11 protein-coding genes and 1 pseudogene are annotated in these 13,934 nt (G+C 67.6%); 4 read left to right on the top strand and 8 right to left on the bottom strand.

Features of this window, described 5'->3' with window-relative positions; all coding sequences use genetic code 11:
- Positions 1-360: 360 nt before the first annotated feature.
- The 3 genes from OHS03_RS20550 to OHS03_RS20560 form a co-directional block, all read right to left on the bottom strand.
- Positions 361-1,275 (bottom strand): lysophospholipid acyltransferase family protein, encoded by a 915-nt coding sequence (locus tag OHS03_RS20550; protein ID WP_328656298.1) that lies wholly within the window; start codon positions 1,273-1,275, stop codon positions 361-363.
- A gap of 46 nt (positions 1,276-1,321) precedes the next feature.
- Positions 1,322-2,140, bottom strand: a complete 819-nt coding sequence (locus tag OHS03_RS20555) for a GNAT family N-acetyltransferase (protein WP_328656300.1) — start codon at positions 2,138-2,140, stop codon at positions 1,322-1,324.
- A gap of 249 nt (positions 2,141-2,389) precedes the next feature.
- Complete coding sequence (locus tag OHS03_RS20560; RefSeq protein ID WP_328656302.1) at positions 2,390-3,727, bottom strand: NAD(P)/FAD-dependent oxidoreductase; 1,338 nt, start codon at positions 3,725-3,727, stop codon at positions 2,390-2,392.
- Positions 3,728-3,872: 145 nt separating this feature from the next.
- Here OHS03_RS20560 and OHS03_RS20565 point away from each other — a divergent pair, with 145 nt between their 5' ends.
- A complete protein-coding gene (locus tag OHS03_RS20565) occupies positions 3,873-4,727 on the top strand; it encodes a LysR family transcriptional regulator (RefSeq protein ID WP_056812236.1) in 855 nt (284 codons plus the stop codon).
- A 156-nt stretch (positions 4,728-4,883) separates the two neighbouring features.
- Here OHS03_RS20565 and OHS03_RS20570 read toward each other — a convergent pair.
- From OHS03_RS20570 to OHS03_RS20590, 5 genes and pseudogenes are all read right to left on the bottom strand, one after another.
- Positions 4,884-5,729 (bottom strand): annotated as a pseudogene (locus OHS03_RS20570) (aminoglycoside phosphotransferase family protein); the annotation flags it as partial.
- Positions 5,730-5,767: 38 nt separating this feature from the next.
- Complete coding sequence (locus OHS03_RS20575) at positions 5,768-7,342, bottom strand: protein kinase domain-containing protein (RefSeq protein WP_328656304.1); 1,575 nt, start codon at positions 7,340-7,342, stop codon at positions 5,768-5,770.
- A gap of 113 nt (positions 7,343-7,455) precedes the next feature.
- Positions 7,456-8,106 carry a Uma2 family endonuclease gene (locus OHS03_RS20580; RefSeq protein ID WP_328656305.1) on the bottom strand — a complete coding sequence of 217 codons (651 nt, stop codon included), beginning with the start codon at positions 8,104-8,106 and terminating at the stop codon, positions 7,456-7,458.
- A 103-nt stretch (positions 8,107-8,209) separates the two neighbouring features.
- Complete coding sequence (locus OHS03_RS20585; protein ID WP_328656306.1) at positions 8,210-9,166, bottom strand: electron transfer flavoprotein subunit alpha/FixB family protein; 957 nt, start codon at positions 9,164-9,166, stop codon at positions 8,210-8,212.
- Between the two features lie 37 nt (positions 9,167-9,203).
- Positions 9,204-9,989 (bottom strand): electron transfer flavoprotein subunit beta/FixA family protein, encoded by a 786-nt coding sequence (locus tag OHS03_RS20590; protein WP_328656308.1) that lies wholly within the window; start codon positions 9,987-9,989, stop codon positions 9,204-9,206.
- Positions 9,990-10,176: 187 nt separating this feature from the next.
- Here OHS03_RS20590 and OHS03_RS20595 point away from each other — a divergent pair, with 187 nt between their 5' ends.
- From OHS03_RS20595 to OHS03_RS20605, 3 genes are read left to right on the top strand one after another with little or no spacing between them, the layout of a single operon-like run.
- Complete coding sequence (locus tag OHS03_RS20595; RefSeq protein ID WP_328656310.1) at positions 10,177-10,980, top strand: class I SAM-dependent methyltransferase; 804 nt, start codon at positions 10,177-10,179, stop codon at positions 10,978-10,980.
- Entirely contained in the window at positions 10,977-12,521 is a 1,545-nt protein-coding gene (locus tag OHS03_RS20600; RefSeq protein WP_328656312.1) for a 1,4-alpha-glucan branching protein domain-containing protein, read from the top strand. The genes OHS03_RS20595 and OHS03_RS20600 overlap by 4 nt, the downstream gene beginning before the upstream one ends.
- A complete protein-coding gene (locus OHS03_RS20605) occupies positions 12,518-13,771 on the top strand; it encodes a glycosyltransferase family 4 protein (RefSeq protein ID WP_063055524.1) in 1,254 nt (417 codons plus the stop codon). Before OHS03_RS20600 ends, OHS03_RS20605 begins: the two co-directional genes overlap by 4 nt.
- The last annotated feature ends 163 nt before the right edge of the window (positions 13,772-13,934 follow it).

Here is a 13,934-nt window from a genome sequence, read left to right on the forward strand (position 1 = left end):
CATGGATCGAGCATGCGATCGCACATCTCTCACGTCGCCTGGATTTTCGGCTACACGGGGGTATCGGAAAAATCCTGCGTGACGGTACCGCAAATATCTCATCAATTTTGATGTCGTGGCAATTTGGTCGTTTCAACTCACAAATCGCTGGGTATAGCCGACTGAACAGTTTGTTACACAGCTCATACGCAGGTCATACGCAGGGCGAAGGACATTCGAGCGGACGCGAGATTTTCACATTCCGCCGAGGCGGCGCCTCACCATGGACCTGGCTATCTGTGACGATTCGCCCGCCACAAACGACAAAACCGGAGACCGCGCACACGGCCTCCGGCAGTCGATGAATGCGACCGGAAATGGTTACCAGGCAGTAGCCCTTACCGGTCGGCGAATCTGCTCCTGCTCCGCCATCGAGGGGTCCTGCACGCGGGTGTTGCCCGCTTCGATCCACTGGGTATCGGCTACGCCGTGGCGGGAACGGTCGGTGCCGCGCACCGCCGTCTCGCAACGCCGGGCCAGGTCCCGGCGGTCGACTCCGGGATGTTCGAGCGGCTCGAGCACGATCTCGACGACCATGCCCTTGCTGCGCAGTACTCGCTTCGCGGAATCGGCGAAGGTATCGCTGCCCACGAACCCCGGTACGGTGCAGGGCATTCCGTCGCTGTCCAGGTAGCGCAGACGCACCGGCTGGACCGGGGTGGTGGTGTCGACGGCGGCCTGGAACATGGCCGGCCGCATCGAGCCGTAGGCCCGGCCACACCACGTAGTGCCCTCGGGGAACACCACGATCCGGTTACCGGAGGCCAGCCGATCCGCTACCTGCGCGACCACACCGGGCAGCTCACGCAGACGTGCCCGCTCGATCGGGATGACGCGGGTGAGCTCGGCCAGCTTGCCCAGCAGCGGCCATTCGACCATGTCGGCACGGGCGACGAAGCTGACCGGCTGGACCGCGGCCAGCGCCACCACATCCGCCCAGCCGATGTGCCCGGCCACGATCATCACCGCGGTGCCGGTATCGGCGAAGCCCTCCGCTGACGCGCCCTGCTCGGGCGCACGGTTGTCGATGATGCGCAGCCGCATCCCGAGGCAACCCAGCGCCGCCCTGGCGTAGCGACGCTGCACCTGTTCGCGGCGCGACTTCGGGGTGGCCAGGGTCAACACCGGGAAGCTGAGCACCAGCCCGGCGATTCCGGCCAGGCGGGCGAACATCCTGGCGGTGCCGACCTCGTCGATCGGCTCGATGCAGCCGGAACCACAGGGGCTCGACGGCATCCACGAATGAGAGTGCGTTGCGGGCGGCGCGTCGAACACCATGGTTTTACTTCCCGTCGAAATTGGCGGCCGCGCTCTGCAGCCGCTCCAGATACCGGGTGTTGATGGTTTCCATGCCGAGCAGCGCGACGAAGTCGGCGACGGCGAAATCGGGATCGTGTGCCGGTTCGCCGCAGATCTCGGCGCCGAGGCGTAAGTAGCCGCGCAACAGCGGCGGCACTTTGGGCCGACTCGGCGGGATCATCTGGTCGAGCGAGAGTCCGTCGACGATCACCGGGTTGTACGGGTGCACGCGACGCTCGGGGTCGCAGGCGTGGCGGCCGAGCAGCTGGTCGCGCACGCCGCGCACGTTCGCCCCGGCCGGATCGGTGGGCGAATCCTGCATCGGCACCGACACGCAGCCCATCACCCAGTCGTAGCCGGTGAGCTGGATGTAGTGCAGGATGCCCGCCCACATGAGGGTGAGCACCGAGCCGTTGCGGTGATCGGGCACCACACAGGCCCGGCCCATCTCCACGATCCGGTTGCCCGTGGGATCGAGCTGGGTCAGATCGAACTCGGTGGCGGTGTAGTACCCGCCCGCCGCGTCGACCTTGTCCGGCGGCAGCATGCGGTAGCAGCCGACGAACTGTTCGGAGAACTCGTCCCGAACCAGCAGGTGGTCACAGTGCTCGTCGAACCTGTCGGCATCGAGGCCGGTGCTGTTCTCCGGCATCTGGAAACCTGGTTCGGAGGCGAACACCTGGTAGCGCAGTCGCTGCGCGGCTTCCCGGTGCTCGGCATCAGACGCGACGACCAAGGAGTACCGAGATTTCCCCACCCCGGAGTCCGGCGCCGGGGCGGTCAACACGGACGAAATTGTCATACTGCTGATGAAGCCAGCCCGAGCTGGCATCGGAGCGACACCTCAGTGTCGTGCCGATGCCCGTTCGGTGAACGAGATGGGGGTCACACCGGGCGTTTACCGACCCGCTGCCCATCGTTCGCCCACCTGCGGGTTTCTAGCCGAACACGACCGATTTCGGCGCTGGACCCGGTGCGCGATCGGGTATTTCGAGGGTCGCGCGACGACAACAGCCCGCCGATTCCTCGGCGGGCTGTTTCGTGGGCCGGGTCAGACGTGCACCCGCTCCTTGTCGGTCACCTCGGCGGCGTCATCCGTGCGATCGGCCTTCGTCGGCGCAGCCTTCACGGGCTCGACCTTCGTACGATCGACCTCCGCGCGCTCGATCTCGTCGAAGCCCGGGCGCGCTGTTCCGATGAACGCGACCAGCCAGCCCGCCACCGCCGCGAAGCGGTTGCGGAAGCCGACCAGGTACATCAGATGCACGGCCAGCCACATCGCCCAGGCGATGGTGCCCTTGAACGTGACGCGCTCGTTGAGCTTCACCACCGCGCTGAAGCGGCTGATCACGGCCATGCTGCCCTTGTCCCAGTAGACGAACGGCGTGCCCGCGTCCTTCTTGCGACGGATGATGTCGGCGGCGTGGCGACCTTCCTGCATGGCGACCGGCGACTGGCCGGGGTAGCCGTTGAGCGAGGTCATGTCGCCGATGGCGTAGATGTCGGCGTGGCCGCCGACGGTCAGGTCGGGGTTGATCAGGATGCGGCCCGCGCGGTCGGTCTCGGCGCCGGTGGCCTCGGCCAGCAGGGTCGCGAAGCCGCCGACCTGCACGCCCGCCGACCACACCACGGTCTCGGCGGCGATCCGGCGCTCCATGCCCTCCTTGTCCTTGACCGTCACCTTGCCCTCGTCGATATCGGTGACGAAGGTGCCGAGCAGCACCTCCACGCCGCTGTCGGTGAGCGAGCGCTTCGCGTATTCCGAGAGCCCTCCGCCGAAGGGCGGCAGCACCGCGTCGGCGCCCTCGACCAGCGTTACCGAAACCTGCTGGTGGAAGTGCCTTTTCGCGAGTTCCTTGATCTGGCCCGCCACCTCGACGCCGGTCGCGCCCGCGCCGACCACCACGAAGCTGAGCAGCCGGTGCCTGGTCACCTCGTCGGCGTTCTCGGCCAGGGCGAACACGTGGGCGATCTGGTCACGCAGGCGCTGAGCGTCGTCGATGGTCTTGAGCGAGTAGGTCTTCTCGGCGAAGTCGTCGCGGCCGAAGTAGCTCTGGCTGGCGCCGGTGGCGGCGATCATCGAGGCGTAGGCGATCTGCCGGGGGCCGTCGGCGGTCTCGTAGGTGAGGACCGCGTTGTCGGCGTCGATGCCGGTGACCTTGCCGAGGCGGACGTCGATCTCGGGGTGGCGGCGCAGTACGTTCTTGATCGGCGGCGCGATCTCCTCGGGTGCGAGCACACCGGTCGCCACCTGATAGAGCAGCGGCTGGAACAGGTGCTCGGGCGTGCTCGAGATCAGCACGACACCGACTCGTGACTTGGCCAGTTGCTTGGCTGCGGCCAGGCCTCCGAAGCCCGAGCCGACGATGACGACATCTGTGTGTTCCATGATCACTCGCTCCAAGATCGCGTTCCAGATCGGTAATAAATCCTTTCCTATGAGTAAACGCGATGCGGAACGAAGATGTTTCCACTGCCTGGGCGCATAATAGAGATGACTCTTATCTGCATAACTAATCAATGGGAGGTACCTGGTGGAACTTCGACAGTTGGCCTACTTCGTGGCCGTCTGCGAGGAGCTCAGTTTCAGCCGCGCGGCCAACCGGTGCTTCATCTCCCAGTCCGCGATCAGCCATCAGATCGCGAGACTGGAACGTGACCTCGGCGCGCAACTGTTCGAGCGCACCACCCGCGCCGTGGTCCCCACCGACGCGACCCTGCGGCTGCTGCCGCTGGCCAAGCAGATGCTGAGTCTGGAATCGGCGATCCGGGCCGCCGTGCGCACCACGGGACCGCGCATTCGCCTGGCCGCGAACATGTCTTTCGCCGCGCCGTCGCTGTCGGCGATCGCCACCGCGCGGGCCGCGCACCCCGACGCCGAGATCGAGTACGTGATCAAACCGTTCCGTCAGCGGATCACGGCGGTGTCCGACGGTGACTGCGATCTGGCGCTGATCCGCGGCAGCGTCGACCAGCCCGGTCTCGCGGTGGAGCAGCTGTGGGTCGAGGACCTGGTGATCGCCATCTCGAGCAGTCATCCGCTGGCCGAGCGCGGCGCGGTCACCCTCGCCGATCTGAGCCCCTATCCCCTGCTGCTCCCGCCCGAGCAGGAACAGGTGTTGTTGCACACACTGATCCGCTCGGCGTTCGCCGACCTGCCGACCGGCCCCACCTTCGGCCCGCCGATCCCGCCCGACCACACCGCCACGATGGAACTGCTCAACCGTCCCGAATCCTGGACGATCCTCTACGAGGGCCCGACGAAGGGTTTGCTCACCCTCGACCTCACCGACCACCGCCTGCGCATCCCGGTGTCGGCTGTCCTGCGCGAGGAGGCCAGGGAGAATCCGATCGTGCAGACCCTGCTGGACGCTCTGCACCGACCGTGAGCGACCTCGAGTGTGGTCCGGCCGTTCAGGTCGGGTCGCCGGATCGTCGGCCAGCGCCGTCGCGACCGCCAGGTGCAGTGGCAGAGTTTCGTCGTCGCCGTCCTCGACCGACCAGACGATCTCCTCGATCGTACGCAGGAAGGCCCAGCCGCCCGCGCGGTCGACCGGGACACCGAGGTGCCGCGCGGTCGTGGCGACAACGGCGCCCGCGTGCTCAGCGGTCGGTGTGGACTGCACCTGGATCATGATCAGGAAGCCCGCGTCGAAGGCGGCTTCGCCGAGACAGGGTTTCGGATCGATGAGCAGCCACGGTTCCCGTTCGGCGGCAACGATATTGCCGAGATGGGTGTCGCGGTTGACGATCAGCAGGTCGCCGGTCGGCTCACTCAATTCGGCACACCAGTGCGCTACCCGCTCTCTGAGCAGCGGTGAGATGTGTTCGGCCAGTGCGGGTTCCGGATCGGCCAGGCGTGCGCGGAGACCTGCCACGATGTCGGTGACCTCTGGTAGTTCCGGGAAGCCGACAGGAGTCGCGGTCGGGGGTCGCCGCAGTCGGCGATACAGCCCACAGGCGAACGCCACCTTGTCGGCGTTCTCCGGTCGACCCTCCAGGCTGGGGAACCCCGGCTGCGTGAGCAATTCCGTTCCCGGCCGCGCCCATTCGAGCAGCAGCGCACCACTGTCCGGATCGAAATCGAGCAGCCGGACCGCACCGTCGCCGTCATAGCTGTGCAGGGCGGTGGCCTCGGCGAGGTTCTCCTCGTCGACCATCGGCACCTTCAACACCACCCACGCGCCGTCCTCGCGCCGCGCGGACGCGACATAGGCATGCGTTCCGCCACCGAACGGCGCGGAGAACTCCGTCAGCCCCCACCGAGCCGCCAACCCCGCCACGACACCGGGCAACTCATCGATCCATCGTGCCCCGGCAGCCCCGAACACCGCGCGAACCGTGTCCTCGACCGAGGACGGCAACACCACCGGCAGACGCCCCAACGACATCAACCCACCCTACTGACCACCGCGCACGCCGCTTCCCCTCATCGCCACCGACTTTCGCGCACCGCCTTGCGGTACCGGATCCAGCGCCCGGTCGACGATGACGCAGCGAAACCGACCAACGCCGCCGCGAGCACGAACACCGCGGCGGCGGCTGCGGTCGCGGCATAGACCTCGCCGATTGCGGACCCGATGACCCCGAAGAGGGCGAAGAGCCCGACGAGCACCGCCGAGATGATCGACATGACACGACCGGCGGTGCGCGCGCAGAGCAGCAGGACGGCGCCACTGCCGGTGAACGCGACGACGACCGTGAGAATCGCGATCGCCATGAAGGATCCGCTCGGATCCTTGCCCTCGTCGATCTCCTCGAGTGTCTCGGTGATGCCGTAGACCAGGAAGGCGGCGATCGCCAGACTGAACAGCAGTGTCACGATGCCGACGAAGAACGCGGTGGCCTTCGACGGCTCCGGGCCACCGACCGGCGTCGGGTACCACTGAGGGCCCGCCGCCATCTGGTACATCCGCGGATCACCCACCGGTGCACCGTATTCCGCAGGCCCCCAGCCCGGTTGCAGGTGCCCACCGGAGCCCTGCGCCTGTGGACTGTGTTGCCGTACATCGTGACCATGCGCCGGGAGGGCTGACTGCCGCGGATGTCCGCCGGAGCCGTGCCACTGTTGGGCGGGATCGGTCCACGGTCGCTGCGCGTGTTCACCGGATCCGGGGACCTGGTGCGCGGGGGCGGTCCACGGCTGACGCAGGGTCGGCGCGGCGACATGTTTGCCCTCGAGAGCATCCCGGATGGCATCGGTGAATTCCGTTGCGCTACTGAACCGCTCGTCACGCCGCTTGGCCATCGCGCGGGCGATGACATCATCGACCGCGGGCGGCAGATCGGTTCGGACCGTGGTGAGTCGCGGCACCGGGTGCGACAGGTGTCCCGCTACCACCTGGCCGGGGTTGGTCGCGGTGTAGGGCGGATGCCCGGCATACATCGCGAACAGGGTGCAGGCCAGCGAGTACTGGTCGCTGCGGTGGTCGACGAGCTCGCCGGAGAGTTGTTCGGGTGAGGCGTAGGCGAGGGTGGCGGTGAAGGTTCCGGTGGCGGTGAGTTGGGTGTTGGCGGTGGCAACCCGAGCGATCCCGAAATCGGTGAGTACCGCACGGATTTCGCGGCCGTGCTCGGCCTCGGCGATCAGGATATTGCCCGGCTTGACGTCGCGGTGCAGCACTCCGTGCTGGTTGGCGTAGTCGAGCGCCGACGCCGTCTCGCCGATCAGGCGTGCGGTGACCCCGGGCTCGTGCGCACGCGAATCCCACGTGGCGGCATCGGTTCCGCGAATGAACTGCATCGCGATCCACAGATACCCGTCGTCGCGGCCGCGGTCGTACACCCCCACGATGCTCGGATGATCCAGCTGCGCGACAACATCGGCCTCCCGCTCGAACCGCCGCTGCAATTCCTGATCGGCCGAGAACTCCCGATTCAACAATTTCAGCGCGACACTGCGCGGCAACCGAGGATGCTCGGCCAGATAGACCGTCCCCATCCCCCCTCGCCCGAGCACCCGCTCCAAGCGATATCCAGCGAAGCCCGCCCCCGATTCCAACACGACTCGCACGCTACCCGCCGACGGCGAGGTCCACCGAAGTACCTGCGCCACACGCATTCGCGACAGTGGCGGACTTCGGCACAGTCACCGCTCGATGTTCCGAAGTCGACCACTCAGAAGGCCAGTGCGGTCCAAGGGATCTCGAGCGAGAAGGGGTACGGGAAGGAAATGCCCGCGCAGGAATCGGGGGTCCATTGGCCTGCCAATAGATAGTTCGCGTTGCGGAGCGGGCGTACGCCGGGTGGGAGTTCGGCGTGACCGACCTCGAGGACGTACACGCGAAGGGCTCCGATACCGGTCAGATCCGGCGTCAGGTCGACTTCCCAATACGACGGGATTCCGGCACCCGCATATCGAGCCTTCTTCGCTTCCATTTCGGCAGGGGTGTTCGACGGCGACAGCACCTCGCCGACCAGAACCGTGTCGGCGGCACGAATGTCGGCGCCGACCGGAAGGGACCGGTGCACGACGAAGTCCGGGGTGACGAAGTCGGATTTCCCGGTACTGCCGAAGAAGACGTTTGTCTCGAGGTTTGCCCGCCAACACCATTGCGGATGCGCAGACATCTCATCACGAGCGCATCGTTCGATCTCATTGGTCAGGCGACGCATCGCGGTCTGATGCTCACCTGGCCCCCGGCGCACCCAGACAACTCGCCCTTCCCACAGTTCGATCTGATCGGCGAGTTCCTCGGGAAGCCGCTCCAGCTCCTCCCAAGTCATGTATTCCGGCAGGTCAGCACGCTCGACATCGGGCGGGGACATACGCATATGCTAGTCCACCGCACACGACAACGGCCCGCGAAACCGGGCTGCGCTGGCGCAGCAACAGGTTTCGCGGGCCGAGGTCAACTCAACCGGACGGTGGTCAGCCCTTGTGGGACTTGACCGCTTCGGTCAGCTGCGGGGAGACGTTGAACAGGTCGCCCACGATGCCGTAGTCGGCGATCTCGAAGATGGGTGCTTCCTCGTCCTTGTTGACAGCGACGATGGTCTTCGAGGTCTGCATGCCGGCGCGGTGCTGGATGGCGCCGGAGATGCCGAGTGCGATGTAGAGCTGGGGGGAGACCGTCTTGCCGGTCTGACCCACCTGGAACTGGCCCGGGTAGTAGCCCGAGTCGACGGCGGCACGCGAGGCGCCGACAGCGGCACCCAGCGAGTCGGCCAGCGCCTCGACGACCGAGAAGTTCTCGGCGGAACCGACACCGCGGCCACCGGAGACCACGATGCTCGCCTCGGCGAGATCGGGGCGGTCGCCACCGACGATCGGGTCACGCGAGATGACCTTCACGACGCCGTCTTCCTGCGCCGGAACCTCGACGACGACCTGCTCGCCCGCGCCGGCCTGCGGAGCGGACTCGATGGCGCCCGGACGGATCGAGATCACCGGCACGTCGCCGGTGGCCTTGGCCTCCACGGTGAACGCGCCACCGAAGATGGAGTGCACGGCAGTGCCGTCGGCGTTGACGCCGATGACGTCGACGAGCAGACCGGAGCCGATGCGCGCGGCAAGGCGGCCCGACACCTCCTTGCCCTCGGCGGAAGCGGCGACCAGCACGGCGGCGGGCGCGGCGGAATCGACCAGGCCGGCCAGGACGTCGACCTTCGGGGTGACCAGGAAGCCCTCGATGTCGTCGGACTCGGCGACATAGATCTTCTCGGCGCCACCGGCGGCCAGCGCGGCGGCCAGCTTGTCGGCGGTACCGGCGGGGCCGGTCACGACGGCGCTGGGCTCGCCCAGCGCACGGGCGGCGGTGAGCAGTTCGGTGCTGACCTTCTTCACGGCACCGTCGGCGTGCTCGATGAGCACAAGTACTTCAGCCATTAGTTCTTTCTCCTTAGAAGTCTCGGACGGCGCCGGATCAGATGATCTTCTGACCGATGAGGTAGGACGCGATCTGGTTGCCGCCCTCGCCCTCGTCCGCGATCTTCTCGCCCGCGGTGCGAGCCGGCTTCGGGGTGGCACCGGTGACCTTGGTGCCCGCGTTGGCGACACCGACGGTCTCCGGGTCGACGCCCAGGTCGGCCAGGGTGAAGACCAGAACTTCCTTCTTCTTCGCGGCCATGATGCCCTTGAAGGAGGGGAAGCGGGGCTCGTTGATCTTCTCGGTGACCGAGACGATCGCGGGCAGGGACGCCTCGAGCTTGAAGACACCCTCGTCGGTCTCCCGCTCGCCGGTGATCTTGTCGCCGTCGACGGTGAGCTTGCGCAGGTGCGTCAGCTGCGGGATGCCGATGTACTCCGCGATGATCGCGGGCACGGCACCTGCGCGGCCGTCGGTGGCCTCGTTACCGGCGATGACCAGCTCGACACCCTCGACCTGGCCGAGCGCGGCGGCCAGCACGTAGGCGGTCTGCACGGCGTCGGAGCCGTGGATCGCCGGGTCGTTGATGTGGATGGCCTTGTCGGCGCCCATGGACAGCGCCTTGCGGATGGCCTCGTTGGCGCGGTCGGGACCGGCGGCCAGCACGGTGACCTCACCGCCCTGAGCCTCCTTGATCAGCAGCGCTTCCTCGACGGCGCGCTCGTTGATCTCGTCGAGCACCGCGTCGGCGGCCTCGCGATCGAGGGTGTAGTCACCATCGGTCAGCTTGCGCTCGGACCAGGTGTCGGGGACCTGCTTGATGAGTACGACGATGTTCGGCATCGGTCTTCGTCGACCTCCTTCTGGGGACACGTGTGTGGTGGGGCCGCACGAGCTCAGCCGTACGTCCGTGTGAGATATCTAGCTCAGATCGGAACACTACCCTACGCTAAGTTACTCATGGGTAACCTACCTGCGCAAGAGGTCCCTGACTCCTGCGTGAACCGGCGGTACCAGTAACCTCGGACCAATGAGCGAGGCTGTGATCCCTGCCGCACCCGTGGCCGCAACACATGAACCACTGCCGTTGACCGGCGAGCGGACGGTGCCCGGCATCGCCGAGGAGAACTACTGGTTCCGTCGGCACGAGATCGCCTATGCCCGGCTGCTCGACCGCTGCACCGACAAGATCGTGCTCGAGGCGGGCTCGGGCGAGGGCTACGGCGCCGACATGATCGCGGGCGTGGCCCAGCGCGTCACGGGTCTGGACTACGACGAGAGCGCCGTCGCGCACGTCCGCGCGCGCTACCCGCGCGTGGAGATGATCCAGGGCAACCTGGCCGCGCTGCCCCTCGACGACGAATCCGTCGACGTCGTGGTGAATTTCCAAGTCATCGAACACCTCTGGGACCAGGGACAGTTCCTGCGCGAATGCCTGCGCGTGCTCCGCCCCGGCGGCGTGCTGCTGATCAGCACCCCGAATCGGATCACCTTCTCCCCCGGTCGCGACACCCCGCTCAACCCGTTCCACACCCGCGAACTCAGTGCCGCCGAGCTGACCGAACTGCTCGTCGAGACCGGGTTCACCGTCTCCGACATGCTGGGCGTGCACCACGGCGCGAGCCTGAAAGCCTTGGACGCCAAGCACGGTGGGTCGTTCATCGACGCCCAGATCGAGCGTGCGCTGGCCGGTGAGCCGTGGCCCGCCGACCTCACCGCCGACGTCGCCGCCGTCACCATCGACGATTTCGACCTGCGCGAAGGCGACATCGACGCGAGCCTGGATCTGGTCGCGATCGCCGCAAAGGCAGAGGTCGGGCAGGCAAGAAATTGACCGATTCCCGCTCCGCCGTGCCGGGTCAGTTCACGCTGGTCCTGCACTCCCACTTGCCCTGGCTCGCCCATCACGGGCGCTGGCCGGTCGGCGAGGAATGGCTCTACCAGTCCTGGGCCGCGTCGTATCTGCCGCTGGTTCGGGCGCTGAAAACTCTTGCCGCCGAAGGGCGTTCGCATCTGCTCAGCCTCGGCATCACGCCGGTGCTCGCCGCGCAGCTCGACGATCCGCACTGCCTCGCGGGCATGCACCATTGGCTGGGTAACTGGCAGTTGCGCGCCGACGAGGCGTCGATGTCGGGCAACGTGGCGCTGGGTCGTCACGAACATCGGCTCGCCGCGACAGCGCTGGCCGATTTCGAACAGAACTGGAAGCACGGCGGTTCGCCGGTATGGCGTTCGCTGATCGACGCCGACGCGATCGAGCTGCTCGGCGGGCCCCTCGCGCACCCGTTCCAGCCGCTGCTCGACCCGCGCCTGCGCCAGTTCCAGCTCACCGAGGGCCTGGCCGACGCGCGACTGCGCTGGGGCACCACGCCGACGGGCATCTGGGCGCCGGAATGCGGCTACACCCCCGGCATGGAACGCGGTTACGACGCCGCGGGCATCACCCACTTCATGGTCGACGGTCCGTCGCTGCGCGGTGACACCTCGCTCGGCAGGCCGGTCCGCGATTCCGAGGTCCTCGCCTTCGGGCGCGACCTGGCCGTGAGTTACCGGGTCTGGTCGCCGAAACAGGGCTACCCCGGTCAGAGCGCCTACCGCGATTTCCATCACTACGACCACGCGACCGGGCTCAAACCCTCCCGCGTCACCGGCAAGACCGTCGACGGTCCTGACAAGGCCCCTTACGATCCCGAACTGGCGGCCGAAGCGGTCACCCGCGACGTCGCCGACTTCGTCGAGACCGTCCGCGCGCGGCTGATCGAGGAGTCCGCGCGGATCGGCAGGCCCGCCCTCGTGGTGGCCGCTTTCGACACCGAACTGTTCGGGCACTGGTGGCACGAGGGGCCGCAATGGCTCGAGCAGGTGCTGCGCGCGCTGCCCGAAGCGGGCGTGCGGGTCGGCACCCTCGCCGATGCCCGCGAGAACGGCTTCGTCGGCGAACCCGTGCAGCTCAACGACTCCTCGTGGGGTTCAGGCAAGGACTGGCGGGTGTGGGCGGGCGACCAGGTGGCCGACCTCGTCGAGCTCAACGCCGACATCGTTCGCCTGGCGCTGGACACCCTCGACAAGGTGCGTCGCGACGGCTCCCTGCGCGACCCGGTCGCCGATCAGTTGCTGCGTGAGGCGATTCTCACCGTGTCCAGCGACTGGGCGTTCATGGTCAGCAAGGACTCCGCCGCCGGGTACGCCCGCGACCGGGCGCATGAACACGCGCACGCCGTCCGCGAGCTCGCCGAGGCGATCGGCGCCGGACAGTTCGCCAAAGCGACCCGTCTCGCGGCAGGATGGGCGATGGCCGACGGATTCTTCCCTGGTCTGGACGCGCGGCGGTTGCCGACCGCTGTCCCGTCGGCCGCCGTTGAAGGATCCGCATGAAGATTTTGATGGTGTCGTGGGAGTACCCGCCGGTCGTGGTCGGCGGGCTCGGTCGGCATGTGCATCACCTGGCCGTCGAGCTGGCCGCGGCCGGTCACGAGGTCGTCGTCCTGGCCCGCCGGCCGACGGGCACCGACTCGGTCACCCATCCCACGCACTCCTACATCGCCGACGGCGTGCTCGTCGTCGCGGTGGCCGAGGACCCGCCGTGCTTCGACTTCGGCGAGGACATGCTCGCCTGGACGCTGGCGATGGGGCACGCGATGGTGCGTGCCGGAGTGGCACTGGGCAAGCCCGGTGTGGGCGAGGGCTGGACGCCCGATGTGGTGCACGCGCACGACTGGCTCGTCGCGCACCCCTCGATCGCGCTCGCCGAGTACTACGACGTGCCGCTCGTCTCGACGATCCATGCCACCGAGGCCGGGCGGCACAGCGGCTGGGTCTCGGGCCGGGTCAACAAGCAGGTCCACTCGGTCGAGTGGTGGCTGACCAACGAATCCGATCAGCTCATCACCTGCTCGACCTCCATGCAGGACGAGGTCGACCGCCTCTACGGACCCGAACTTCCCCCGATCACGGTGATCCGCAACGGTATCGACGTCGGCTCGTGGACCTTTCGTCCTCGCGCGCCACGCTCCGGTCCGCCGCGTCTGCTCTACGTCGGCCGCCTCGAGTACGAGAAGGGCGTGCAGGACGCGATCGCCGCGCTCCCCCGCATCCGCCGCGCCCACCCCGGCACCACGCTCACCATCGCCGGCATCGGCACCCAGTTCGAGTGGCTGCGTGAACGCGCCCGCGTGCACCGCGTCGCCCGCGCCGTCCACTTCGTCGGCAGCCTCGGCCACGAAGAACTGCTCGGCTGGCTGCACGGCGCCGACGCCATCGTCCTGCCGAGCCGCTACGAACCCTTCGGCATCGTCGCCCTGGAAGCCGCCGCCGCGGGCGTGCCGCTGATCGCCTCCACCGCGGGCGGCCTCGGCGAAGCCGTGATCGACGGCGTCACCGGCGCCTCCTTCGCCCCCGCCGACATCGACGGCCTGGTAGACGCCACCCGCGCCGTCCTCGACGACCCGGCCACCGCCCAGGCCCGCGCCCGCACGGCCCGAGCACGCCTCACCGCCGACTTCGCCTGGGACGTAGTAGCCGCCGAAACCGCCCAGGTCTACTCCGCCGCCAAACGCCGAGTCCGCACCTCCCTCGGCCGCCCCGACATCGTGGAACGCCCACTCCCGGAACGAGATCCGAAGTAAGCCTGATTACCATTCGCCGGATACTTCAAACGTGATCCGTGTAACACAGTAGGTTTCACCGCCGACAACCCTCGGCACCGCCCGGAATCGCGGTGTGCGGCAAGGGGGTCAGCGAGCGGGTCGGCTGCATCAGCCTTGCGCTGACTGCCGACCATCGAAGGGT

This window comes from Nocardia salmonicida (assembly GCF_036142455.1).
Lineage (GTDB): Bacteria > Actinomycetota > Actinomycetes > Mycobacteriales > Mycobacteriaceae > Nocardia > Nocardia salmonicida.

What these genes read in the sequence shown, in the direction of transcription:
- OHS03_RS20550 (WP_328656298.1), bottom strand. Translation starts at nt 1,275, where the DNA reads ATGCCGTCGAGCCCCTGTGGTTCCGGCTGCATCGAGCCGATCGACGAG.
- OHS03_RS20555 (WP_328656300.1), bottom strand. Translation starts at nt 2,140, where the DNA reads ATGACAATTTCGTCCGTGTTGACCGCCCCGGCGCCGGACTCCGGGGTG.
- OHS03_RS20560 (WP_328656302.1), bottom strand. Translation starts at nt 3,727, where the DNA reads ATGGAACACACAGATGTCGTCATCGTCGGCTCGGGCTTCGGAGGCCTG.
- OHS03_RS20580 (WP_328656305.1), bottom strand. Translation starts at nt 8,106, where the DNA reads ATGTCCCCGCCCGATGTCGAGCGTGCTGACCTGCCGGAATACATGACT.
- OHS03_RS20585 (WP_328656306.1), bottom strand. Translation starts at nt 9,166, where the DNA reads ATGGCTGAAGTACTTGTGCTCATCGAGCACGCCGACGGTGCCGTGAAG.
- OHS03_RS20590 (WP_328656308.1), bottom strand. Translation starts at nt 9,989, where the DNA reads ATGCCGAACATCGTCGTACTCATCAAGCAGGTCCCCGACACCTGGTCC.
- OHS03_RS20595 (WP_328656310.1), top strand. Translation starts at nt 10,177, where the DNA reads ATGAGCGAGGCTGTGATCCCTGCCGCACCCGTGGCCGCAACACATGAA.
- OHS03_RS20605 (WP_063055524.1), top strand. Translation starts at nt 12,518, where the DNA reads ATGAAGATTTTGATGGTGTCGTGGGAGTACCCGCCGGTCGTGGTCGGC.